This window comes from Streptomyces luteolus (assembly GCF_029968015.1).
GTDB lineage: Bacteria > Actinomycetota > Actinomycetes > Streptomycetales > Streptomycetaceae > Streptomyces > Streptomyces luteolus.
The window spans coordinates 38,092-62,610 of record NZ_JASCIS010000001.1; the positions used below are offsets into that span (position 1 = coordinate 38,092).

Annotated in this window: 17 protein-coding genes; 8 read left to right on the forward strand and 9 right to left on the reverse strand. The window is 73.0% G+C overall.

Going from position 1 to position 24,519, the window contains the following annotated elements:
- Window positions 1–2: 2 nt before the first annotated feature.
- From QIT00_RS00195 to moeZ, 7 genes are all read left to right on the forward strand, one after another.
- Window positions 3–1,301: a DUF3152 domain-containing protein gene (locus QIT00_RS00195; RefSeq protein ID WP_282532927.1), complete on the forward strand. Its 1,299-nt coding sequence runs from the start codon at window positions 3–5 to the stop codon at window positions 1,299–1,301.
- A 190-nt stretch (window positions 1,302–1,491) separates the two neighbouring features.
- The gene (locus tag QIT00_RS00200) at window positions 1,492–3,321 is read left to right on the forward strand and encodes a DUF3492 domain-containing protein (RefSeq protein ID WP_282532928.1); all 1,830 of its coding nucleotides are present in this window, start codon (window positions 1,492–1,494) and stop codon (window positions 3,319–3,321) included.
- Window positions 3,318–3,737, forward strand: a complete 420-nt coding sequence (locus QIT00_RS00205) for a hypothetical protein (RefSeq protein ID WP_282532929.1) — start codon at window positions 3,318–3,320, stop codon at window positions 3,735–3,737. The genes QIT00_RS00200 and QIT00_RS00205 overlap by 4 nt, the downstream gene beginning before the upstream one ends.
- Window positions 3,734–4,897 carry a hypothetical protein gene (locus QIT00_RS00210; RefSeq protein WP_282532930.1) on the forward strand — a complete coding sequence of 388 codons (1,164 nt, stop codon included), beginning with the start codon at window positions 3,734–3,736 and terminating at the stop codon, window positions 4,895–4,897. Before QIT00_RS00205 ends, QIT00_RS00210 begins: the two co-directional genes overlap by 4 nt.
- A 171-nt stretch (window positions 4,898–5,068) precedes the next feature.
- Window positions 5,069–6,025 (forward strand): NAD-dependent epimerase/dehydratase family protein, encoded by a 957-nt coding sequence (locus QIT00_RS00215; RefSeq protein WP_282532931.1) that lies wholly within the window; start codon window positions 5,069–5,071, stop codon window positions 6,023–6,025.
- The gene (locus QIT00_RS00220; RefSeq protein ID WP_282532932.1) at window positions 6,013–6,765 is read left to right on the forward strand and encodes a spherulation-specific family 4 protein; all 753 of its coding nucleotides are present in this window, start codon (window positions 6,013–6,015) and stop codon (window positions 6,763–6,765) included. The genes QIT00_RS00215 and QIT00_RS00220 overlap by 13 nt, the downstream gene beginning before the upstream one ends.
- A 63-nt stretch (window positions 6,766–6,828) precedes the next feature.
- Complete coding sequence (gene moeZ / locus QIT00_RS00225) at window positions 6,829–8,007, forward strand: adenylyltransferase/sulfurtransferase MoeZ (RefSeq protein ID WP_282532933.1); 1,179 nt, start codon at window positions 6,829–6,831, stop codon at window positions 8,005–8,007.
- Window positions 8,008–8,064: 57 nt separating this feature from the next.
- Here moeZ and QIT00_RS00230 read toward each other — a convergent pair whose 3' ends face one another.
- The 8 genes from QIT00_RS00230 to QIT00_RS00265 form a co-directional block, all read right to left on the reverse strand.
- Window positions 8,065–9,555 carry an alpha/beta hydrolase gene (locus QIT00_RS00230; protein ID WP_282532934.1) on the reverse strand — a complete coding sequence of 497 codons (1,491 nt, stop codon included), beginning with the start codon at window positions 9,553–9,555 and terminating at the stop codon, window positions 8,065–8,067.
- Window positions 9,556–9,787: 232 nt separating this feature from the next.
- Complete coding sequence (locus tag QIT00_RS00235) at window positions 9,788–11,332, reverse strand: alpha/beta hydrolase (protein ID WP_282532935.1); 1,545 nt, start codon at window positions 11,330–11,332, stop codon at window positions 9,788–9,790.
- A gap of 106 nt (window positions 11,333–11,438) precedes the next feature.
- Entirely contained in the window at window positions 11,439–12,806 is a 1,368-nt protein-coding gene (gene hemG / locus QIT00_RS00240) for a protoporphyrinogen oxidase (protein WP_282532936.1), read from the reverse strand.
- A gap of 86 nt (window positions 12,807–12,892) precedes the next feature.
- Window positions 12,893–14,080 carry a TIGR04053 family radical SAM/SPASM domain-containing protein gene (locus QIT00_RS00245; protein WP_282532937.1) on the reverse strand — a complete coding sequence of 396 codons (1,188 nt, stop codon included), beginning with the start codon at window positions 14,078–14,080 and terminating at the stop codon, window positions 12,893–12,895.
- Window positions 14,077–14,802, reverse strand: coding sequence for a respiratory nitrate reductase subunit gamma (gene narI / locus QIT00_RS00250; RefSeq protein WP_282532938.1), 726 nt, complete (start codon window positions 14,800–14,802; stop codon window positions 14,077–14,079). Before narI ends, QIT00_RS00245 begins: the two co-directional genes overlap by 4 nt.
- On the reverse strand, window positions 14,802–15,437 hold the full coding sequence (gene narJ / locus QIT00_RS00255) for a nitrate reductase molybdenum cofactor assembly chaperone (RefSeq protein WP_282532939.1): 636 nt from the start codon (window positions 15,435–15,437) through the stop codon (window positions 14,802–14,804). Before narJ ends, narI begins: the two co-directional genes overlap by 1 nt.
- Window positions 15,434–16,960: a nitrate reductase subunit beta gene (narH, locus tag QIT00_RS00260; protein ID WP_282532940.1), complete on the reverse strand. Its 1,527-nt coding sequence runs from the start codon at window positions 16,958–16,960 to the stop codon at window positions 15,434–15,436. Before narH ends, narJ begins: the two co-directional genes overlap by 4 nt.
- A 34-nt stretch (window positions 16,961–16,994) precedes the next feature.
- Window positions 16,995–20,654, reverse strand: a complete 3,660-nt coding sequence (locus QIT00_RS00265) for a nitrate reductase subunit alpha (RefSeq protein ID WP_282532941.1) — start codon at window positions 20,652–20,654, stop codon at window positions 16,995–16,997.
- A 238-nt stretch (window positions 20,655–20,892) separates the two neighbouring features.
- On the opposite strand from QIT00_RS00265, the gene QIT00_RS00270 reads away from it, so the two are divergent.
- Window positions 20,893–21,642, forward strand: coding sequence for a YwiC-like family protein (locus QIT00_RS00270; protein ID WP_282532942.1), 750 nt, complete (start codon window positions 20,893–20,895; stop codon window positions 21,640–21,642).
- 42 nt (window positions 21,643–21,684) lie between these two features.
- Here QIT00_RS00270 and QIT00_RS00275 read toward each other — a convergent pair whose 3' ends face one another.
- Window positions 21,685–24,453 (reverse strand): lysylphosphatidylglycerol synthase transmembrane domain-containing protein, encoded by a 2,769-nt coding sequence (locus QIT00_RS00275; RefSeq protein WP_282532943.1) that lies wholly within the window; start codon window positions 24,451–24,453, stop codon window positions 21,685–21,687.
- Window positions 24,454–24,519 lie beyond the last annotated feature (66 nt).

Here is a 24,519-nt window from a genome sequence, read left to right on the forward strand (position 1 = left end):
GCGTGGGACGGCACTCACGGCGGGGGGCCGCCGAGAAGTCCGACACCGGGGCCGTGCCGGTCGCGCAGCCCGCGCAGCCCGCGCAGGGTCCCGGCTCCGGGCGCCGTAGGCGCGGCGCACCGGGCCGGGCTCCTCGCGAGGAGGGCTCGCGCCCCGCGCCGCCCGAAGGGCCGCGCCCGCACCCCGAGCACCGTGAACAGGGCGGCGCCTGGGGCGAGTTGGGCACCGGGGCGTATGTGACGCCGAACCCTTCCCAGCCCCTTGGGCAGTCCCGTATACCTGGCCCGCGGCACGAGTACGTCGCGGCCTTCGACGGACTCGACCCGCACGGCCCGGACCGCGACCCGGACGACGTGTTCGCCGCCGGCGCCCCGCCCAGGCGGCCCACGGACGCGGACGACCCGTACGACGGCCTCGCCGACCGGGATCCCGATGGCGAGGCCGAGGACTTTCCGGCCGAACAGCCCGATGCCGTACGGGAGAAGAGCGGCCGGGGCCGCGCCTTCGCCGGGATCGCCGCGGCCGCGGTGACGACCGTGCTCGCGGGCGTCGTCGCCGTGCAGGTCGCCGGCAGTGACGGCGACGCCCGCGCCGGAGCCGTCGACGCCGGTGAGGTGCGCGAGCAGGCCGAGGCGGCGTCCGACGCGTCCCGTGACGCCGAGCGCCCGCCGCCGTCCGAACCGGCCGCCGAGCCGAAGCCGGAGACGTACGAGCAGAAGATGGGCAAGAAGGTCCCGCTCGACCCGGACCTGAAGGGCGGCGGGAAGTTCGAGGCCATCGGCGGCTTCGACAAGGCGCCCGGCACCGGCGAGAGGTTCCGGTACCGCGTGGACGTCGAGAAGGGGCTCGGCCTCGACGGGAAGATGTTCGCGCAGGCCGTGCAGAAGACCCTGAACGACGAACGGAGTTGGGCGCACGGCGGCGCCAGGACCTTCGAGCGGGTCTCCAGCGGCGAGACCGACTTCGTGATCACGCTCGCCAGTCCGGGCACGACCGACGTGTGGTGCGCCAAGTCAGGGCTCGACACCAGCGTCGACAACGTCTCCTGCGACTCCGCCGCCACGGAGCGCATCATGATCAACGCCTACCGCTGGGCGCAGGGTGCGAAGCCGTACGGCGACGCCATCCACGCGTACCGCCAGATGCTCATCAACCACGAGGTGGGCCACCGGCTCGGCTACAACCACGTGATGTGCAGCAACGACGGGGCGCTCGCGCCGGTCATGCAGCAGCAGACCAAGTTCCTGGAGCACGACGGCATCAAGTGCCGCCCCAACCCCTGGGCCTTCCCCGGAAATTGACGCTCCGTAGCCGGATCCGCGCTTAGCGCAACAGAACGCCACCCGCGCGCGAAAGTTACGACCGTTCACCCCTTTTGGTGGCGCGGCGGACGACTGTCCATCGTGTCACCGCCGTCCCCGCGTACGTTCGTCCCGCTGCGGGCCGACCGAGCAACGGCGGCCCCCCACAAGGGAGATCGGGGGTGTACTCGTGCGCATCGGACTGCTCACGGAGGGTGGCTACCCGTATGTGACCGGTGAGGCCAGGCTCTGGTGCGACCGGCTCGTGCGCGGCCTTGAGCAGCACGCCTTCGACGTGTTCGCCCTGACCCGCAGCGCCCACCAGGAGCAGCAGGGGTGGATCGAACTGCCGCCCCAGGTACACCGGGTGCGCACCGCGCCGCTGTGGAGCGCCGACGACGGCTCCGGCCGCGGCGGCCGGCTCGGTGACGGCACGGGCTACCGCCGCCGGCAGCGGCGCCGCTTCGCCGAGCACTACGGCGAGCTGGCCGCCGCGATCTGCGCGGGCGCTGCGGGCGCTGCGGGCTCGTCGGGCGCTGCGGGCTCGGCGGGTGACGGCTCCGCCGAAGTGGCGGACCGTTTCGCCAGCGCTCTCTACGGGCTCGCCGAACTCGCCCGTGACGAGGGCGGACTCGCCGTCGCGCTGCGCTCCGAGACCGCCGTGCGCGCCCTGGAACGCGCCTGCCGCGCCCCCGGCGCCGCCCGCGCCGCGCACGAGGCCCGCGTCCCCGATCTCCTGGTCGTCGCGGCGCAGTTGGAGCAGGCGCTGCGGCCCCTCTCCCTCGACTGGTACGAGGACGAGGAGGGCGGGCTCGGCTCCGTCGACCTCTGCCACGCCGCCTCCGGCGGCTGCGCCGCACTGCCCGGACTGCTCGCCCAGCACTTCTTCGGGGTGCCGCTGCTCGTCACGGAGTACGGCGTGCAGCTGCGCGCGCACTACCTCGCGGGCGCCGGTGAGCAGGCGGGTGCTCCGGCGCGTGCGCTGGTCGCCGCCTTCCACGGCCGGCTCGCCGCGGAGGTGTACCGGCAGGCCGCGCTGATCACCCCGGGCAACACGCACGCCCGCCGCTGGCAGGAGAAGTGCGGTGCCGATCGGGCCAAGCTGCGCACCGTCTACCCGGGCATGGCCGCCGGCCGGTTCGCCGAGGTCGGGGAGGCCGGGGCGGACCAGGCGGACCCGGACACCCTGCTGTGGGTGGGCCGGATCGAGCCCGCCAAGGACCTGGTCGGACTCCTGCACGCCTTCGCCGAGGTGCGCAAGGAGGAGCCGAAGGCGCGGCTGCGGATCGTCGGCGCACTGGCGCACGGCGAGGAGTGCGAGACCTATCTCGCGCACTGCCGCGCGCTGGCCGCGCAGCTCTTCCCGGACGAGGCGGACGGTGTGCACGCGGTGGGCGACAACCCGGTCTCCTTCGAGGAGTTGGGTGGCCCCGAGGTGCCCGAGCTCCCGGACGCGTACGGGGCGGGCAGCGTCGTCGTCCTCTCCAGCGTCGTGGAGGGCTTCCCGATCAGCCTCGTCGAGGCGATGTTCTGCGGGCGGGCCACCGTGTCCACCGACACCGGCGCGGTCGTCGAGGTCATCGGCGGTACGGGGCTCGTCGTCCCGCCGCGCAACCCCAAGGCGCTCGCCGACGCGTGCGTGGCGCTGCTGCGCGACCCCGAGCGCCGTGAGCGCCTGGGCGCGGCCGCCCGCGCGCGGGCCCTCGAACTCTTCACCGTGGAGCAGAACATCGCCGCCTTCCACGGCATCTACCTGGAGATCGTCTCGCACTGCCCCGTACGCAGGGATGTCCTGGACGAGGACGGCGATCCGCTGCCCTTCGCCAATCCCGCGGAGACGCACGTGGCGGGCCGCTGGTCCACCGCACCCGGCACGGACGGCGAAGCCGGGCCGCGATTCGGCCAGTGGCTCGCCGCGCGCAAGGGGACGCGGAGCGGGCCGAGTTGGGCCGCGAGCGGGACCACCGCGCCTGAGGGCGAGCCGGTGGCCGCCGCCGCGGCCGGCGAGGGGGAGGCATGAACAAGTTGCTTGCGGCCGTGCGGGACTGGCCGGTGACGCCGAGGAGCCCGGGAAGCTGGGACGCCCGCTCGGCGGCGGCGCTCGCCGCACCTGCTCCGGCGCCCGCACCCGCCCTCGCGCCCACCCCTGCGCCGGTCCCCGCTTCCGCGCTCGCGTCCGCCCCGGTTCCCGCCGCCGCGCCCGCGCCTGCGCCCGTCTCCGCTTCCGCGCCGGCGTCCGCCCCGGTTCCCGCCGCCGCGCCCGCGCCTGCATCCGTCTCCGCTTCCGCGCTGGCGTCCGCCCCGGTTCCCGCCGCCGCGCCCGCGCCTGCATCCGTCTCCGCTTCCGCGCCCGCGTCCGCCCCGGTTCCCGCCACCGCGCCCGCGTCCCGTTCCGCGTGGTGTGCCGCTTCGGCGGGCGGTGAGGGGGAGGGATGAGTGACTCTCGTACGGCGCGTACGGGCATGGCGTCTGACAACGCCCCCGTCGGCGACGCCGAATCCGGTGCCGGGGTGACGCAGCGCAGGACCGGTCGGCGCGGTGCCGTCGATCCCGTCAAGGCGCTGATCCACCGTCACCGCGGGCTCTGCGAACGCGCCGTCGACCCGCTGGAGATCGCCGCCGGGCTTGAGGCGCACGGCGTCACCGACCGGACCGCCGCGCGCTACCGGCACCGGGACGTGTTCTCGCTCGCCGAGGAGATGTACGCGCGCGTGCCCCGTGACGAGCGCCCCTCCGCCATGCGCCCCGCACCCACTGCCGATCCCGCCGCAGGCAGGCCGCCCCGCGCCCACGCCCTGCTGGCGCTGCTGCCTCCGGCCGTGGGCGTCGGCACCGTGGTCGCGTACGAACTCACGGGCGGGCGCGGCCGGTTGGCCGCACTGGGCGTCGGGATGTTCGCGCTCGCCGTCGCGCTGCGGATCGCCCTGCGCCGCGGCCCGCTGCGCGCCCGCGGCGGGACCCTGCCCGGCACGCGCGCGTGGACCGTGTTTCTGCTCCTGTACGCACTGTTCGGCGACGGGCTGCTCCGTGCCGCCCTCGCCGGTGGGCCCGACGCGCCCTGGCCGCCGGACACCGCCACGCTCCTCGGCCTGGCCCTCGCGTACGCGCCCGCCGTCTGGTGCGCCCGGCTCTTCGCCACGGGCGCGCGGCGGCGGCTCGGCCAGAGCCGGGGCCTGGAGGAGTTCGCGGCCGGGACGCGCCCGCTGCTGCTCGCCCTGGTCGCGCTGTACGCGGCGGCCGCCGGCGGGCTGCTCGTGCTCGCCGGGCAGGTCCTCGGCCAGGCCGGACCGCCGCTCGGGGCCGTGCTGCTCTGCGTCCTGCTGCTGCTCGCCCGGATGCTCACCGCGTACGGCTTCCGCGTCGCGCCGGGCTTCGTGCTCGGCGGGGTGTGCGCCCTCGAAGGGCTCGCCGTCGCCGCGGTGTTCGGGGCGCGGCTGCCCGGCTGCGAGCTGCTCGCCGTACCCGTCGAGACCGTGGGTGCCGGGGCCGTCCCGGCGCTCGCCTGCGGGGCCGGGGTCCTCGTCCTGCTCGTCGCCGCGACCCGACGCCTCACCCGCGCCTCCGCCCATGCCGCCGGACCGGGGGACTCCCCGTGACCCCCCGGCCCGCCTTGCCCACCGCCCCGTACCACCCCGAACGCTCCCGCGTGGCCGACCCCGCGGGCCTCCACCCCGTGCACCACCCGTGCACCACCCCGTGCAACACCCCGAAGGAGAACGCCAGATGACCACCCTCGCTCACCGAGCATCCGTCCCTGGGGGCGCCCGATGAGGGTGCTGCTCCTCGGAGCCAACGGATTCCTCGGCCGCTACGTAGCCGACCGGCTGCTCGCCGACCCCGCCGTCCAGCTCACCGCGCTCGGCCGCGGCGACGACGCGGACGTACGCTTCGACCTCGCCAGCGGCAGCCCGGGCGCCCTCGCCCGGTTCCTGGACGCGGTGCACCCCGGCGTCGTCGTCAACTGCGCGGGTGCCACCCGCGGCGGCGCCCGCGAGCTCACCCGGCACAACACCGTTGCCGTCGCCACCGTCTGCGAGGCGCTGCGCCGCAGCGGCTGCGGGGCGCGGCTCGTCCAGCTGGGCTGCGCCGCCGAGTACGGGCCCAGCCAGCCGGGATCGTCCACCGCCGAGGACGCCGCGCCCCGGCCCGGCGGCCCGTACGGCGTGAGCAAGCTCGCCGCGACCGAACTGGTCCTCGGCTCCGGGCTCGACGCCGTCGTCCTGCGGGTCTTCTCGCCCGTCGGGCCCGGCACCCCGCCCGCCACCCCGCTCGGCCGGCTCGCCGAGGCCATGCGCCGGGCCATGCAGTCCGGCGACGGCGAGCTGAAGCTGGCCGGACTCGGCGTGCAGCGGGACTTCGTCGACGTACGGGATGTCGCGCGGGCCGTGCACGCCGCCTCCCTCTCCGCCGCGCAGGGCGTCGTCAACATCGGCTCGGGCCGCGCGGTCCGGCTGCGGGACGCGGCCGCCGTGCTCGCCCGGGTCGCCGGATACGGCGGCGCCCTGCACGAGCTGGACGCCGGGCCCACCGGCCGCCCCGCCATCGGACACCCGCGGCCCGACCCGGACCACGCGATGCCGGCCGTGTACCCGTACCCGGACGGCTGCGGCAGCTGGCAGCAGGCCGATGTGCGCACCGCGCGCGACCGGCTCGGCTGGCGGCCCCGGATCAACCTCGAAGAGTCACTCGCCGACATCTGGATGGAGGCGGCATGCCGCATCTGATCGACCGGACGGGTCCCGCGCACGCCCTCGCCGGCGCCACCATGGGCCTGGGCGTGCCCGGCTACGCCCACCCGCTGCTCGCGCCCGTCGAGTGGGCGGAGCTGAGCCGCCCCGACACCCCGCTGCACTGGGTCGTCCTGAATGTCGCGAACGGCCCGGGCGCCCGCCCCGACCCGCACTGCCTGGAGGCAGCAGGCCGTCTCAGTAACGCCGACGTACGGGTCCTCGGCCACCTCGACCTGCGCCACGGCACCCGCGACTTCGGCGAGCTGGTCTCGGACGCGCACCGCTACCTCGACTGGTACCGGATCGACGGCTTCCTGCTGCACCACGCGCCCGCCGAGCGCGCCGCACTGCCCGAGACCCGGCGCGTCGCGAGCACACTACGGGCGCTGCTGCCCGAGGCGCACCTGGTGTTCGGGCACGGCACCCACCCGTATCCGGGGTACGCGGAGGAGGCCGACCAGCTGGTCACGTTCTCCGGCACCTGGGCGGACTACCGCTGGTCACAGGTGGCCGAGTGGACCGCCGACTATCCGCCCGAGCGGTTCTGCCACCTGGTGCACGGCGTCCCCGGCGGCCACCTGGAGGAGGCGCTGCGGGTGGCCCGCTGGCAGGGCGCGGGCACGATCTGGTTCACGGACCGCACGGACCGGCGCGGCACCGTCGACCCCTTCGGAGCGCTGCCCGGGTACTGGGACGAAATCGTCTCGCGTATCGGACGCGGTGTCTCGGAATGAAGAAGGGTGTGGCAGCGTTACGGAGAGAACAACTGTTCCGCATTACCGATCTACGGAGTTCCCGTGTCGCTGCCACCCCTGGTCGAGCCAGCTGCTGAGCTCACCGTCGACGAGGTCCGCAGGTACTCCCGCCACCTGATCATCCCGGACGTCGGGATGGACGGGCAGAAGCGGCTGAAGAACGCCAAGGTGCTCTGTGTGGGCGCCGGCGGCCTGGGTTCGCCCGCGCTGATGTACCTGGCCGCGGCCGGCGTCGGCACGCTCGGCATCGTGGAGTTCGACGAGGTCGACGAGTCGAACCTGCAGCGCCAGATCATCCACAGCCAGGCGGACATCGGCCGCTCCAAGGCCGCGTCCGCGAAGGACACGGTCCTCGGCATCAACCCGTACGTCACGGTGAACCTCCACGAGGAGCGGCTCGAGGCCGACAACGTGATGGAGCTGTTCGCCCAGTACGACCTGATCGTCGACGGCACCGACAACTTCGCCACGCGCTACCTCGTCAACGACGCCTGCGTGCTCCTGAACAAGCCGTACGTCTGGGGCTCGATCTACCGCTTCGACGGCCAGGCCTCCGTGTTCTGGTCCGAGCACGGCCCCTGCTACCGCTGCCTCTACCCGGAGCCCCCGCCGCCCGGCATGGTTCCGTCCTGCGCCGAGGGCGGCGTGCTCGGTGTGCTCTGCGCGTCGATCGGCTCCATCCAGGTCAACGAGGCCATCAAGCTGCTCGCCGGCATCGGCGACCCGCTGGTCGGCCGCCTGATGATCTACGACGCCCTGGAGATGCAGTACCGCCAGGTGAAGGTCCGCAAGGACCCCGACTGCGCGGTGTGCGGCGAGAACCCCACGGTCACCGAGCTCATCGACTACGAGGCGTTCTGCGGCGTCGTCTCCGAGGAGGCCCAGGAGGCCGCGCTCGGCTCCACGATCACTCCGAAGCAGCTCAAGGAGTGGATCGACGCGGACGAGAAGATCGAGATCATCGACGTCCGTGAGCAGAACGAGTACGAGATCGTCTCGATCCCCGGCGCCAAGCTGATCCCCAAGAACGAGTTCCTCATGGGCAACGCCCTCCAGGACCTGCCGCAGGACAAGAAGATCGTCTTGCATTGCAAGACGGGTGTCCGCAGTGCGGAAGTCCTCGCGGTCTTGAAGTCCGCGGGCTTCGCCGACGCCGTCCACGTGGGCGGCGGCGTGATCGGCTGGGTCCACCAGATCGAGCCGAGCAAGCCGGTGTACTGAGGGTTCGTACGGACTGAATATGGGCCCGACTCCCAACGAGGGAGTCGGGCCCATTCCCTATGCGCACGTCTTCCCGTGCTCCGGCACCGTCCCGTCCAGCAGGTACGCGTCGACCGTCGACGTCACGCACGCGTTGCCCGCGCCGTACGCCGTGTGCCGTTCGCCCTCGTAGGTGAGCTGGACGCCGACGCCGGGGCCGAGTTCTTCGACCATCCGCTCGGCGCCCTCGATCGGCGTGGCCGAGTCGCCGGTCGTGCCGACGACCAGGATGGGGTCGGCGCCCGGCGCGCTCACCTCGGGGGTGTCGTGCGCGCCCGGCACCGGCCAGGCGTGGCACCAGCCCGCGACGTCCCAGCCGAGGAACGCGCCGAAGACCGGCGAGATCCGGCGGAACTCCGGGAGTACGGCCCTGGCCTGCGCCGCCGTGGGCCGCCTCTTGGCGTCGGCGCAGGAGATCGCCCGCTGGGCGTGGCTCTGGGTGCCGTAACTCCCGGACGCGTCACGGTCGTTGTACTGGTCCGCGAGGGCAAGGAGCTTTCCGCCGCGGCCTGCGCGCGCGTCGTCCAGGGCGGCGGTGAGCGAGGACCAGGACTGCTCGCTGTAGAGGGAGGCGAGGATTCCGGTCAGGGCGAGGCTCTCCGTCAGCTCGCGGCCGTCGCCGGCGGGCAGCGGCTCCGCGTCGATGCGCTTCAGCAGGCCGACCAGGGAACGGGTGCCCTGCTTCGGGTCGGCGCCGGTGGACCTCAGGTAGTTCTCCAGGGCGCGCTGGAAGCCGGTGGTCTGGTTCCTGGCGTGGCCGACGCTGTCGGCGCTCGGGTCGACGACCCCGTCGAGGACGACCCGGCCCACGTTCTCGGGGAACAAGTGGGCGTACGTACCGCCCAGTTCGGTGCCGTACGAGAATCCGAAGTAGTGCAGCTTGTCGTCGCCGAGCACCTGCCGCATCAGGTCCAGGTCGCGGGCCGCGTCGGACGTGCCGATGTGCGGCAGGACCTTGCCCGAGCGGCGCTCGCAGCCCGCGCCGAAGTCCGCGGCGTCCGCGAAGTACGCCTTCTCCTCGGCGGCCGTGTCCGGCGTCAGGTCGACCTCGGCGCCCGCGGCTTCGAGCTCCTGGTCCGAACGGCACCGCACACCGGAGCTGGCGGCGACCCCGCGCGGGTCAAAACTCACCAGGTCGTACCGGGAGTTGAGGTTCGTGAAAAGGGAGGCCATGGCGGGCAGCCCGGACACGCCCGAGCCGCCGGGCCCGCCGAAGTTGAAGAGGAGCGAGCCGATCCGCCCGTCCCGGTCGGTGGCCTGCCTGCGGATCAGCGCGAGGTCGATGGTCTCGCCGTCCGGCTTCGCGTGGTCGAGGGGCGCCTTCATCGTGGCGCACTCCCAGCCCTCGCCGGGCGCGCCGGTCTCGCACGTACCCCAGTCGAGCCGCTGGCCGGTGAGCGAGGCGGGCAGACCGCCGGCCGCGCCACTGTCGGCGGGTCCGGGCTCCTTCTCCGCGGCGCCCCGACCGGGGCCGCCGCAGCCGGTGATCAGCAGAGCCCCGGCGAGCACGGCCGAAGCGAGGCGCCGTACGGCCGTACGCGATATGCCACCGGCGGAATCAGCGGAATCAGCGGAATCAGCGGAATCAGCGGAATCAGCGGAATCAGCGGAATCAGCGGAATCAGCGGAATCAGCGGAACCAGATGCGGGCATGAACGGCTTCCCCTCGAAAACGCCCTCCCCCCTGGGAAAACGTCCCGCAATAGTAGAGGCGGTTTTCCGGCGCCCGGCACGGTCCCTCTCAGGGGCAGACCGTGCCGGGCTTCGGGGTCTTGCCGTCGAGCAGATAGCCGTCGACCGCCCGTCGCACGCATCGGTCACCGCTGTCGTACGCGCCGTGCCCCTGCCCCTTGTACGTGACCTCGACGCCGACGCCCTTGCCGAGCGCGTCGACCATCTTGCGGGTGCCCTCGTACGGCGTCGCCGGGTCGCCGGTGTTGCCGACGACCACGATCGGGGCCGAGCCCGCGGCGCTCACGTCCGGGTGGTCGGCGGCGCCCGGAACCGCCCAGTCCGTGCAGCCGACCATGCCCCAGGCCAGGAAGTCGCCGAAGAGCGGGGAGGCCTTGCGGAACTCGGGGAGCTTCGCCTTCACGGCGGCCATGGAGTAACGCGGCTTGTCGTCCGCGCAGTTGATGGCGATGTTGGCGGCGCCGATATTGCTGTACGTGCCGTCGGGGCTGCGGCCGTTCATCGAGTCGGAGAGCGCCATCAGGATCTTCCCGTCCCCGTCGTACGCCTGCTCCAGGCCCTCCGTCAGGTACTCCCAGAAGTCCTGCGAGTACAGCGACTGCGCGATGCCGTTGGTCGCCGCGGTCTGGGTCAGCTCGCGCGGGCCGATGCCGGGCAGCGGGTTCGCGTCGAGGTCCTTGAGGAGCTTCGCGATCCGCGCCTGCACGTCCTCGGGGGTGTCGCCGACGGGGCAGTCCTCCACCTTCGACGTGCAGTCCTTGGCGTAGTTCTCCAGGGCCAGCTGGAAGCCCTTGGCCTGGCCGAGGGAGCCCTGCTCCGCGTTCTGCGTCGGGTCGACCACCGCGTCGAACACGGCCCTGCCGACGTTCTTCGGGAACAAGTGGGCGTAGACACCGCCGAGTTCGGTGCCGTACGAGATGCCGAAGTAGTGCAGCTTGTCGTCGCCGAGTACCTGCCGCATCAGGTCCAGGTCGCGGGCGGCGTCCGTGGTCGCCACATGCGGCAGCACCTCGCCGGACTTCTCCTCGCAGTCGCCGTTGAAGCCCTTCACCTCGTTCACGTACGACTTCTCCTCGGCGGCGTCGTCCGGCGTCGCGTCCTGCTGGTAGTACGCGTCGAGCTGCTTGTCCGTACGGCAGGTCACGGGGGCGCTGCGGCCGACGCCGCGCGGGTCGAAGCTGACCAGGTCGTAGCGGGTACGGAGCTTCGCGTACTCCTCGCCGAAGGCGGGCAGCGTCGTGACGCCCGAGCCGCCGGGGCCGCCGAAGTTGAAGATGAGGGAGCCGATCCGGTTCTCCGCCTTGCCGGAGGCCTGGGCGCGGATCAGCGCGATGTCGATGGTGTCGCCCTTCGGCTTGTCCCAGTCGAGCGGCGCCTTCATCGTGGCGCACTGCCATTCCGCGCCGCCGGGCAGCGGGGAGGGGGAGTCGCCGCCGCCCTGCTCGGCCGAGGGCGCCGGGCAGTCCTTCCAGGACAGCTTCTGCGACGGGAGGTCGGCCTCGTCCCCGCCGTCCCCGCAGCCCGCGGCGAGCGCGGCGGTCAACAGGGTCACGGAGAGGACAGCGGCACGCGCGCGTGCGGGACGTTTCGGCATGCCTCCATCCTGCGCCGGGGCCTTGGGGGGCGCTCTTGGCGGGGTCCGTACGGGTGGGGGTGCCCAGGGCTCGGCCCTGCGAGGCCGCCGCCTCCGGGCCCCGCCGCTACAGCTCCTGCGCCGCCCGGCGGCCCGAGGCCACGCAGGCCGCCACGCCCACTCCGTCGTAGGCCGCGCCGCACACGGTCAGGCCCGGAAGCTTCCCGACCGCCTCCCGGATCCGCGCCACCCGGTCGACGTGTCCGACGCCGTACTGCGGAAGGCCCCGCTCCCAGCGCGTGACCAGGGACGCGACCGGCGTGCCCGTGAGGCCCGTCGCGAGCCGCAGTTCGGACAGGGCCGTGCGCGCCAACTCCCGGTCCGGTACGGCCAGTCGGTGCCGCTCGCCGTACCGGCCGAGGGAGACCCGGACGACCCGCAGGTCCGGGTGGCGCTCCGTGCGCCACGGCCACTTCGCGGAGAGGAACGTGGCCGCCTTCACGGCCCGGCCCTCGACGGCCGGCACGAGGAAGCCGTTGCCCCGCGGCAGGTCCGGCGTACGGGACGGGTCGAAGGCCAGGGTCACCACGGCCGAGTCGGCGTGCTCCACGGCGCCGAGGTCCTCCGCCGCCGCCGGGGAGTGCGCGCGCAGCAGCCCGGCGGCGGCGTACGCGGGCAGCGCGAGGACCACCGCGTCCGCCTCCAGGAGCAGTGGGCCGTCGGCCGTGTCCGCCGCGACCTGCCAGCGTCCCGCCGGGGTGCGGCGCAGGGCGCGGGCGCGCGCGGAGGTGCGGACGCGGGCGCCGCTCGCCGCCGCGACGGCCCCGGGGAGGCGGACCGTGCCGCCGCAGATGCCCTGCACCGCGGCGGCACCGGGCGCCCGCCCCGTCCGCCCCGCGCGCAGGGCGGCGAGGAGCGAGCCGCCCTGCGCGGCGAGGGCCGCGAGGCGGGGCAGGGCGGCGCGCAGCGAGAGGTGCTCGGGGCGGCCCGCGTACACCCCGCCGAGCAGCGGCTCGACCAGCCGGTCCACGGCCTCCGCGCCGAGCCGGTCGGTGAGGTACCCGGCCACGGAGAGGTCGGCGCCCGGTGCGAGCGGCGGCGCCGGGAGCTCCTCCTCGCGGGCGAGGCGCGCCAGGCCCTCCGGGCTGAGCAGACCGGTGCCGGTGAGGGCTCGCGGATCGGCGGGGATGCCCATGACGTGGCCCGGCGGGAGCGGGCGCAGCGCCCCGTGGGACCACAGGGTGGTCGGCGCGGGTGCCGGGTCGCACAGGTCCGCCCCCAGGCCGACCGCCCGCGCCAGCTCCACGGCTTCCGGGCGCAGGGCCATGACGGACTCGGCGCCGGTGTCGACGTGGACTCCGGCGAGGGAGGCGGAGCTGAGCTTGCCGCCGACGGTCCCGGCGGCCTCCAGGACGGTGACGCTCGCGCGTCCGCGCAGCTGCCAGGCGGCGGTCAGTCCGGCGATTCCGCCGCCGAGGACGAGCACTTCGGGCATGGGTGGAGCCTCCGGGTAGATGTTTCGCGCAGATGTTTCGCGCAGATGTTTCGCGTAGGTGTTCATTCGCCCCGGGTCGTTCTCGGTCACTGCTGCGGCAGCAGGTGCTTGAGCTCCTCCCCGTACGGGAACGACCCCGGCTCGTACGCGCACCAGGGGTCGGGGGCGAGGACGCGGCCCGTGAGGCCGTACGCACGTGAGCGCGAGCCCCCGCAGACCGTGCGGAACTCGCAGGCGCCGCACCTGCCCTCCAGGAGCGAGGGGTCGCGCAGCGTCGTGAAGAGGGCCGAGGTGCGGTAGATGTCGGGCAGCGAATGGTTGCGGACGTTGCCCGCGGACAGCGGCAGGAAACCGCTCGGGTGCACGTCCCCGGTGTGCGAGACGAAGACGAACCCGCGCCCCGAGCTCACGTCCAGGGGCGGGCGCCGCACCGCCCGGCGGGCGCCGTCGAACAGGCCGAGCTCCGCCGCCCGCCCCCGCAGCGCCGCGTACAGGGGTCCGGTCGCGGGGCGTTCCCCGTGCCGTTCCAGGACCGTGCGCTGGAGCACGATCCGGCGGAAGTGGTGGCCCTCGGTGGTCTTCGTGGCGAGCACGGCGCCCGTGTCGTACAGGAAGTGCAGGGCGTCCTCGACCTCCGTCGCGCTCAGCGAGCGGAGTTGCCCGCCGCGTCCGGTGGGCACGAGCACGAAACCGCTCCACAGCATCGCGCCCTCGCGCCGCACGACGGCCGCCAGGTCGGCGAGGTCGTGCAGGCTGTGCCGGGTGACGGTGGTGTTGATCTGCACTTTGAGGCCGAGTTCACGGGCCGCGCGCCAGGCGTTGAGCGTCAGGTCGTACACGCCGGGCACACCCCGGAACGCGTCGTGGCGCTCGGCGGTCGAGCCGTCGAGGGAGAGCGACAGGGCGACGGCGCCCGCGTCCCGCACGCGCGCCAGGCTGTCCCGGGTCAGCGTCGGCGTGCCCGAGGGCGAGACCGCGACGCGCAGGCCGAGCGCCGTGCCGTACGCGATCAGGTCGTCCAGGTCGGGGCGCTGGAACGGGTCGCCGCCGGTGATCACGAACAAGGGGTGCGGTGTGCCGAACGCCGCGATCTGGTCCATCAGCCGGCGGGCCTCCGCGCCGTTCAGCTCGTCCGGGTGGCGGCGCGGCTGTGCCTCGGCCCGGCAGTGCAGGCAGGCGAGGGGGCAGGCGCGCGTGGACTCCCAGATGACGAGGAACGGGCGCTCCCCGACGGCGTGCCGGGGCCGCCGCACCACCACGCGCGGGGCGTTCACGACGCCCGCTCCCAGCCCCGCCGGGCCTTCCGCTGCTCCAGCTGGCCCGTGTCCCGTCCGCGGTACACCACGTACGGGCGGAACAGGTACGTCAGCGGGGCGCTGACCATGTGAACCAGGCGGGAGTACGGGATCAGCGTGAACAGGGCCAGGCCGAACAGGACGTGCAGCTGGAAGGCGAGCGGGGCCCGGCCCATCAGGGCGTAGTCCGGCTGGAGTGTGAACAGGGAGCGGAACCAGAGGGAGACGCCGTCGCGGTAGTTGTAGTCGCCCATGGCGCCCGCGCTGTTGAGGACGGTGGCGAGGATGCCGAGGGCCATCGCGCCGAGCAGCACCGTGTACATCAGGTGGTCGCTGCGCAGCGTCGCCCGGCGCACCGCGCGGACCGTGAGGCGGCGGTGGACGAGGATGCCGATGCCGACGGCCGCGGCGACCCCCGCGACCGCGCCGGTGGAGACGGCGAGCAGGTGGTAGGTGTGGTCGTCGACACCCACCGCGTCCGTCCAGCTCTTCGGGATCAGCAGGCCCACGACGTGCCCGAGCACCACGAAGGCCATGCCGAAGTGGAACAGCGGCGAGCCGATGCGCAGCAGCCGGGACTCGTGCACCTGCGAGGAGTGCGTGGTCCAGCCGAACCGGTCGTGCCGGGCCCGCCACACGAGCCCCGCGACGAGCAGGACGACGCTCGCGTACGGCAGGACGCCCCAGAGGATGAGGTCCATCAGGCGGCCGCCCTCGCGGGAGCCTTGGGCCAGGGCAGGTCGACGCCGGGGCCGAGCGGCTCCATGCCGACCGCCTCGCTCGGCGGGCCCGAGCGGGCGAGTGCCTTCGCCTCGGCCTTCGTCTGCGGCGAGGGGCCCGGCAGCGTGGCACAGACCGCCCGCAGCACGCGCGCGTACGGGGTGCCCGCCTCGGTCACGGCGAGCCGCAGCAGTTCGAGCCCGGCCCGGTGCTCCTGGAGGAGGCGGGTTCCGGCCTCCGGGTGCAGGGCGGCGAACTCCAGGGCCACGGGCAGGAAGTCGGGCAGTTCCTCGGAGCTGAACTCCAGGCCGAAGTCCCGGTAGATCCGCTTCAGCCGGACCAGGGACAGGCCCCGGTTGCGGGTGTCGCCGTCCGTCCACCAAGTCAGGTACAGGCAGCGGCGGTTACGGGTGTCGAAGGTGTCCGTGTAGTGCGCGGCCAGGTCGATTTCCGGCACCACGCGCGCGTGCCCGAGGAACTCCCGCAGCAGCGCGGCAGGCCGGGCCGCCGCACCGTCCAGGGCCTCGTCGAGTGCGTCGAGGTCCGCGTACAGGCGGGCGTCCGGGTACTGCAGGCAGCGGCCCGCGACCAGCTGAACGACGGCGTCCGGGTTCATGAACTCCTCCGGGTGGGGCTGAGGTTGAGCAGGACCGGGCTCTCGCCGAACGCCTCGGCGGAGACCGGGCACGCGGCGGCGTCCGGGTCAAGCGGGTGCGCGTCGGCGAGGGCCTCGGCGTCCGCGCGCGCCGACGTCGGCACGACGTAGCGGTCCTCGTACTTGGCGATCGCGAGCAGCCGGAACAGGTCCTCCATCTCCGTGCCGGACAGGCCCACCGCGCGTGCGGCGGACTCGTCCCGCTCCTGGCCGAGGTTGACGCGCCGCATGTAGGCGCGCATCGCGGCCATCCGGCGCAGGACCGCGTCCACGGGGTACGTGTCCCCGGCGGTGAGCAGCTCCGCGAGGTACTCGACGGGGATGCGCAGCGCGTCGATCGCGCCGAACAGGTTGCCCGCGTCCTCCCCGTCCCGCCCGGCCGCGGCGACCGCGTCGACGACGGGGGAGAGCGGCGGCACGTACCAGACCATCGGCATCGTGCGGTACTCCGGATGCAGCGGGAGCGCCACCTGGTAGGTGCGGATCAGGTCGAAGACGGGGGAGCGGCGGGCCGCGTCCAGCCACTCGTCGGTGATGCCCGCGGCGCGCGCGGCGGCGGCCACGGCCGGGTCGTGCGGGTCGAGGAAGGCCTCCAACTGGGCCGGATACAGGTCGTGTTCGTCCTCGACGGCCGCCGCCTCGCCGACCTTGTCGGCGTCGTACAGCATCACCCCGAGGTAGCGCATCCGCCCCACGCAGGTCTCCGAGCACACCGTGGGCAGGCCCACCTCCACGCGCGGGAAGCAGAACGTGCACTTCTCTGCCTTGCCGGTGGCGTGGTTGAAGTACACCTTCTTGTACGGGCAGCTGCTGACGCACATCCGCCAGCCGCGGCACTGCTCCTGGTCGACCAGGACGATGCCGTCCTCGGCGCGCTTGTACATGGCCCCGGAGGGACAGGCCGCGACGCACGCCGGGTTGAGGCAGTGCTCGCAGACCCGCGGCAGATAGAACAGGAAGCTCTGCTCGAACTCCATCCGGATCCGCTCGCCGACCTCGTCGCGGATCTTCTCCACGAGCGGGTCCTTGACGGCGTGCTCGGGCGCACCGCCCAGGTTGTCGTCCCAGTTGGGGCCCCACTCGATCGTGTCGATCGCCTCACCGGTGATCTGGTTCACCGGCCGCGCGACCGGCAGGTCGTCACCGGCCGGGGCGTCGGTGAGGTTCCGGTACTCGTACGTCCAGGGCTGGTAGTAGTCGTCGATCCCGGGCAGTTCGGGGTTGGCGAAGAGGTGGCCGAGGCGCTTGAGACGGCTGCCGGCGCGCAGCCGGAGCCGGCCGGAGCGGGTGCGCTCCCAGCCGCCCTTCCACTTCTCCTGGTCCTCCCAGCGGCGCGGATAGCCCTGGCCCGGGAGGGTCTCGACGTTGTTGAACCAGACGTACTCGGTGCCCTTGCGGTTGGTCCACGCCTGCTTGCAGGTGACGGAGCAGGTGTGGCAGCCGATGCACTTGTCGAGGTTCATGACCATGGCGACCTGTGCCATGACGCGTCCGATTCTGGCTTCGCCTGGGGGCATGTCAGTACCGCACTTCCTGGTCGCGGCGGCGGATGACCGTGACCTCGTCGCGCTGGTTGCCCGTCGGGCCCAGATAGTTGAAGGCCCAGGTCAACTGGGCGTATCCGCCGATGAGATGGGTGGGTTTGAGCATCACGCGGGTCAGCGAGTTGTGGATGCCGCCGCGGCGCCCGGTCCGCTGCGTCTTCGGGACGCCGACGGTGCGCTCCTGCGCGTGGTTCATGTAGACGGTGCCGGGCGGCATCTTGTGGGAGACGATCGCGCGGGCCGTGACGACGCCGTTGCGGTTGACGGCCTCGATCCAGTCGTTGTCCCGGACCCCGATGGCCTCGGCGTCCTGCGGTGACATCCACACGGTCTGCCCGCCCCGGCCGAGCGTCATCATGTACAGGTTGTCCTGGTACTGGGAGTGGATCGCCCACTTGTTGTGCGGGGTGAGGTAGCGCACGGCGACGGTCTTCTCGTCCACCCGCCCCAACTGGGGCTCCCCGTACAGCCGGTGCATGTCAAGGGGCGGCTTGTAGACCGGCAGGGCCTCGCCGACCTCGTGGATCCAGTCGTGGTCGAGGAAGAAGTGCTGGCGTCCGGTGAGCGTGTGCCAGGGCTTCAGGTGCTCGGTGTTGACCGTGAACGCGGTGTAGCGGCGGCCTCCGGCCTCGCTGCCGGACCACTCCGGCGACGTGATCACCGGTGCGGGCCTGGCCTGCGTGTCAGCGAACGAGATCCGCCTGCCCTCCGCCTCGGCGGCCAGATGCGCCATCTCCGTGCCGACCTGCCGCTCAAGAGTGTGGAAACCCTGCGTCGCGAGGCGCCCGTTGGAGGTGCCGGAGAGCCGCAGGATCGTCTCGCAGGCGCGCTGCGCGGTGTCCAGGCGGGGCCGTCCGGCCGCCACTCCCTCCCGTACCGTCCCGTTCTTCGCCTTCAGATAGGCGACCTCCTCGCCGACCTCGTAGGTGATCGCCTTCGTGGTCACGCCGAGGGTGTCGACGAGCGGGCCGAGCGCGGCGAACTTCTCGCCCACGGCGCCGTAGTCCCGCTCCACGACCGCGAGGTTGTACATGGTCCGGCCGGGCACCGGCGCGCACTCGCCCTTCGACCAGTCGAGCGCGACCCCGCCGGGCTGGGCCATCTCGCCACCCGGGGTGTCGTGCTGCAGCGCGGTCGCGACGAGGTCGCGGCGTACGCCCAGGTGCTCCGCGGCGAGCTCGCCGAAGCGCCGGGCTATCGCGTGGAACGCGTCGTAGTCGGAGCGGGCCTGCCAGGGCGGGTCGACGGCCGGTGTGAAGGCGTGCAGGAACGGGTGCATGTCGGTGGACGACAGGTCGTGCTTCTCGTACCAGGTCGCCGCGGGCAGCACGACATCGCTGAGCAGCGTCGTCGAGGTCATCCGGAAGTCCAGGGCGAGCAGCAGGTCGAGCTTGCCCTCCACGTCCTCGGCGCGCCATGTCACATCGCGCGGCGTGCAGCGCGGCCCGTCCTCGGGCAGGTTGGAGTGCGTGCCGAGCAGGTGCTTCAGGAAGTACTCGTTGCCCTTGGAGCTGGATCCGAGGAGGTTGGCCCGCCAGACGTTGAGCACGCGCGGCCAGTTCTCCGGCGCGTCCGGGTCCTCGCCCGCGAAGCCGAGTTCGCCGTCCTTGAGCATCTGGACGGTGTGCGCGACCGGGTCCTCGTGCGCGCCGAGCTCCAGCGGATTGCGGTCGAACGTCGGGTACGAGGGCATCCACCCCATGCGCGCGGCCGCGGCCAGGCAGTCGGCGCCGGTCATGCCGGTGAAGCGGCCCTCGGCGAGCGGGGAGGCGAGCGCGTCGGCGGGCAGCGTGTCGTAGCGCCACTGGCCGGTGTGCAGGTAGAACCAGCCCGCGCCGATCATGTGCCGGGGCGGGCGCGACCAGTCGCTCGCGCTCGCCAGGGTGGCCCAGCCGGTCACCGGGCGGCACTTCTCCTGGCCGACGTAGTGGCCCCAGCCGCCGCCGTTGCGGCCCTGGCAGCCGGTGAGGGTGAGCAGGGCGAGGAACGCGCGGTAGGTGGTCTCGGAGTGGAACCAGTGGTTGGTCCCGGCGCCCATCAGGATCATGCAGCGGCCCTGTGACTCCTCGGCGGTCCGGGCGAACTCCTGTGCCACACGGGTCACTTGGGCCGTGGGAACGGAGGTGAGGGCCTCCTGCCAGGCCGGGGTGCCGGGCGTCGAGGCGTCCTCGTACGAGGACGGCCAGTCGCCGGGCAGGCCGTCGCGGGCCACGCCGTACTGGGCGAGCAGCAGGTCGAAGACCGTGGTGACGAGCCGGTCGCCGACCCGGCGGACGGGCACTCCCCGGCGTACGACGCCCTCCTCGTCGAAGCGGGGCAGAGCGACCGTCACCGTGTCGTCGGCGTGGTCGAGGAGGCTGAGCCGGGGCACGGTGCCGCCGAGGTCGAGGTTCCACTCGGGGGTCTCGTTCTTGCCCCAGCGGTGGCCGAGGGTGCCGTTCGGGACGGTGAGTTCACCGCTCTCGTCGTCCACGAGCACGGTCTTCCACGCGGCGTTCTCGGTCTGCTGCCCGAGGTCCTCGGCGGTGAGGAACTTGCCGGGCACGAGGCCCTGTTCGCTTTCGGCGAGGCCGACCAGGAAAGGCAGATCCGTGTACTGCCGTACGTAATTCTCGAAGAACTCCGTCTTCTTCTCGACGAAGAACTCCTTGAGGATCACGTGCCCCATCGAGAGGGCGAGCGCGCCGTCCGTGCCGGGGTGCGGATGCATCCACTCGTCGGCGAACTTCGTGTTGTCCGCGAAGTCCGGTGAAACGGTGACGACTTTCTGGCCGCGATACCGTGCCTCCGTCATCCAGTGCGCGTCCGGCGTGCGCGTGACGGGCACGTTGGAGCCCCACATCATCAGATACGCGGCGTCCCACCAGTCCCCGGACTCCGGTACGTCGGTCTGGTCGCCGAAGACCTGCGGCGAGGCCACGGGGAGGTCCGCGTACCAGTCGTAGAACGACAGCATCGGCGCGCCGATCAGCGAGTGGAAGCGGGCGCCCGCCGCGTGCGAGGCCATCGACATCGCGGGGATCGGCGAGAACCCGGCGACGCGGTCCGGGCCGTGCTCCTTGATGGTGTGCACATGCGCCGCGGCGGCGATCTCCACGGCCTCGTCCCAGCTCGCCCTGACCAACCCGCCCTTGCCGCGCGCCCGTTGGTAGCGGCGCCGCCGCTCGGGGTCCCGCTGGATGTCCGCCCAGGCGAGCACCGGGTCCTTCAGGCGGCGCTTCGCCTCCCGGTACATCTCCAGGAGCACGCCGCGCACGTGCGGATGGCGCACACGCGTCGGCGAGTACGTGTACCAGGAGAACGCGGCGCCGCGCGGGCAGCCGCGCGGCTCGTACTCGGGACGGTCAGGACCCACCGACGGATAGTCCGTGGCCTGCGTCTCCCAGGTGATGACGCCGTCCTTGACGTACACCTTCCAACGGCAGGAACCCGTGCAGTTCACGCCGTGCGTGGAGTGCACGACCTTGTCGTGGCTCCACCGGTCCCGGTAGAAGGCCTCGCCCGCGCGCCCGCCGGTGTGGTGCACCGTGCGCAGGTCCCCGGAGACCTCGGCCCGCCGGAAGAAGCTGCCCGCCCTGACCAGCCGTTCCGCAGCGCCCTGCTCCTGCTCCGGCGGCGACTTCTGCTGCTGCAACGCGACCTCCCGGCCGTACGGAATTCGTCCTGTTCCCGACCCTAGGGGCGCCCACAGGACGAATCCGACGACAATGGTCCCGGTCGTACGGGACCTCGTTCCCGAATTTCGGGGGCTCGCTGATGCGATGCTTGAAGGCGGGTCAAGTGGCGGTAAAGGGAAGGGAATTCCGGGAGTGGCAGAAAGGGGGAGTGCCGCCGGGAGGAGTGACCGAAAGGGCAGCGGGAAGGGCGGCGGAATGGGCCGCGGGAAGGGCAGGCGGAAGAGTGTCTGGCTGCCTGATCAGCACGGCGCCTGGGCGATGCTCGCCGTCCCCTTCCTCGCGGGCACCTTCCTGGGCACTCCGCGCCCGGCCCACCTGCCGCTGTTCGCGGCCTGGCTGCTCGGCTACGCCGCGGTGCACCACGCCCAGCAGTGGCTGCGTCTGCGCCGCGCGTCCCGCAACCCGCGGGCGCCGCGCCGCCACGTCCGCCCCGCCCTCGTCTTCGGTACGGCCTGCGCCGTGCTCGGTGTGCCGCTGGCCCTCGCCTACCCGTGGCTGCTGCTCGCGGCGGCCTGCGCGGCCCCGATCGTCGCCGTCAACACCCTCTACGCCCGGCGTAACCGGGAACGCGCCCTCCTCAACGGCCTGGCCGCCGTGGTCCCGGCCTGCGGCATGCTCCTCGTCGCCCACCGCCTTGGGGAGGGCGGTTGGGGTGCCGCCGGGCCGGCGCTCGCGTGCCTGCTCTACTTCGCCGGGACCGTGCCGTACGTGAAGACGATGATCAGGGAGCGCAACTCGCGGGCGTACTACCGGGGTTCGGTCGCGTACCACGCCGTGGCGGTGGGCGCCGCGGCGCTGCTGAGCCCCTGGCTCGCCGTCCCCTTCGCGGGCTACCTCGCGCGGGCCGTGCTGCTGCCGGGACGCGGGCTGAAGCCGGCGGTCGTGGGGGCCGTGGAGGTGGTGGGGTCGCTGATGCTCCTCACCGCGCTGCTGCTGGTGTACTGAACCGCACTGCCGCTGGTGTACTGAGCGGCCACTGAGACGGCCTCAGAGCGCGCCCTTGCGCGTCAGATGGTTGAAGCACAACCAGCCCGGCAGAACCGGCAGCCACAGAGTGAGCAGCCGGTACAGCAGCACCGCGGGCGCCGCGACCTCCTTCGGCAGGCCGATCGCCACCAGACCGAACGTCAGCGTCGCCTCGACCGCACCCACACCGCCGGGCGTCGGTGCCGCCGAGCCGAGCGCGTTGCCCGCGAGGAAGACCACGGCGACACCGGCCAAGCTCAGCGAGACGGTCTCGTCGGTGGAGAAGGCCCGTACCGACGCGTCCAGGCAGAGCACGAACATCGCGGTGAGCAGCAGCATGCCGCCGATGCCGGTGATCAGCTTCTGCGGCCGCTGCAGCACGTCCAGCATGCGCGGCACGACCCCCGCGAACAGCGACCGCAGCCGCGTCGCCACGAACTGCCGCAGGAACGGGATCGCCGTCACCACGAGCACGAGCACCGCGACGGTCAGCAGGCCCGCGATGACCGTACGGGACGGGGTCAGCTCCGGAGTCTTCTCCGTACCCGTCAGATAACCCATCGTCAGCAGCAGCAGGATGTGCGAGCCGAGGCCGAAGAGCTGGGACGCGCCCACCGACGCCACCGCGAGCCCCGAGCGGACCCCGGCCCGCTGCAGGAACCGGGTGTTGAGCGCCACTCCGCCGACCGCCGCGGGCGCCACGATCTTCACGAACGACCCGGCGACCTGCGCCGCCACCGTCCGTACGAACGGCACCCGCTCCGGCACGAAGCCGAGCAGCGCCATCGCCGCCGCCACGTAGCTGAGCGCGGAGAACCCCACCGCGGCGAGCACCCAGCCCCACTTGGCCTCTTCGAAGAGCTTCACGAAGTCGACGCCGGTGAGCTGCGAGAGCAGGAAGTACGCGCCGATCGCCCCGGCGAGGAAGCTGATCAGGGTGCGCGGCTTGATCCGCTCCAGCTGCGCGGGCTCGACCGGCGCCTGCGGCCTGATCTTCAGCACCTCGTGCCGGATCTGGGTGAGCAGATCCTCCTCGCGGGCCACGTCGAGCGCCTCGTCAAGGGCCCGCTTCTCGGCCTGCTTGTGGCCCTTCGCCGCCTTGCGTTCCGATGCGGCGGACTCGGTTCCGCTCTCCTCGCGCGCCTGCTTGGACTTACGGGACGCCTCCAGGACCGCCTCGCGCTCGCGCTGGGACCGCTCCCGGCCGAGCTTGCGCAGCGTCGACCGGGTCGACCGGGTCAGCGCGATCGGCTGCAGCAGCGGCAGACAGTCCGCGACCGCGTCGGGACCGAGCACGCCGACCGCCGCGTCCACCGCGCGCTCGGCACCGGTGCGCAGGCCGAACGTGGTGAGCAGCTGCGCGATGTCCATCCGCAGGACCAGGTCACCGGCGGCGATCTCGCCGCCCCGCAGATCCGTGATGATCACCTTGCCGGAACGATCCACCAGAATCGAGTCGCCCGCGAGGCGCCGGTGCGCGATCCGCCGCGACTGCAGCGCCTGCACCTGCAGCCAGGTGTCCCGCATCAGGCCGTCGGTGATCTCCTCGTCGGACAGCGCGTCCAGGGAGCGCCCGCCCAGGTGCTCGTAGACGAGCATCACCGCGTCGGGCCCGAGCTCGGACGTGGCGATCAGCTTCGGCGCGTTGGCCCCGGCCGCGATCGCCGCGTACGAGAGGAGCGCCTCCTGCTCCAGGGCCTGGCGCAGCGACTGCAGGCTGCGGCGGGTGGTGATGCCGCGCAGCGTGAGCCGGCGCCACACGCGGTAAAAGAAGCCCTGCGCCTGCTGCTCCCGGTCGACGACCGTGACGTCCAGCGGCGGGCCGTCCTCCAGGGTGACGAAGTAGCGGCGGCCGCGGTCGCCCGCTTCGGTGGACTCCGCCGCGTCCTCCGCGCGCGCGGCGCTGACCGGCCGGAACCCGACGTGCCGCAGCCCGGCGAGCAGCGTCTGCCCGGTGGGCCGGACGTTGGGGGAGCCGACCGCGTAGAGCGTTCCGTACGCGACGGTCCAGCCGATCAGGACCGTCAGGATGATCGAGAACGGGGTGGTGAACCCGGCGACGAGCATCGAGAGCGCGTCGAGCAGCAGCACCGTCCACAGCACCACGCGCCAGCGCGGTCTTCGGGACATCCCGACGGCCGTCATGTACGCGATGACCGGCGCGAGGTAGCCGTGCACCGGGTCGGTCAGCGCGCCCGGGTCCTCCACGAGCGGCCGGGTCAGCGCGTCCTGGATCGAGTCGGGCGCGGCCTTCGCCACCCACAGGTCGGTGGCGAGCGTCACACCGTGGGCGAGCACGGCGGCGAGCACGCCGTCGGCGATGCGCAGCCCGTCGCGCTTGATGAGCCGCTCGATCGCGAAGGCCACCGGTACGAGCAGCACCGCGATGGAGGCGCTCAGTCCGGCGAACTTGATCAGCAGGTCGGGCGCCTGGTCGGTGCCCTTGTTGATGTCCTGTTCGAGGCCGGACGTGGTGCCGTGCGCGAACGCCGCGATCGACAGCACGAGCACGACGGCCAGGATCCCGACCAGCATGCGCATGAGGTCGGACGGCCGGTGCACCCGCGCGGGCAGGAGCGGTTCGTCCCCCTCGACCTCGTCGCCGGCGCCGGCGCCGGTGGCCGTGGAGGCGGTGGCGCCGTGCGGTACGGGGGCTTCGGGGTGCGCGGCCGGGCTCCGCCCGCGTGCTGCGTCGTCCGTCTCGCGTGCTGCGTCGTCCGTCTCGCGCGGGCCGTCGGTGTCCGGGCGCGACGGCGTGTCAGGGGTGCGCTCGTCCTTGGGGGGCTGCACTCCCTGATCCTTCTCCGTCCCGTTTTCCTCGCGTATCACCAGTCACCGTCCGGATGATGGTGGCAC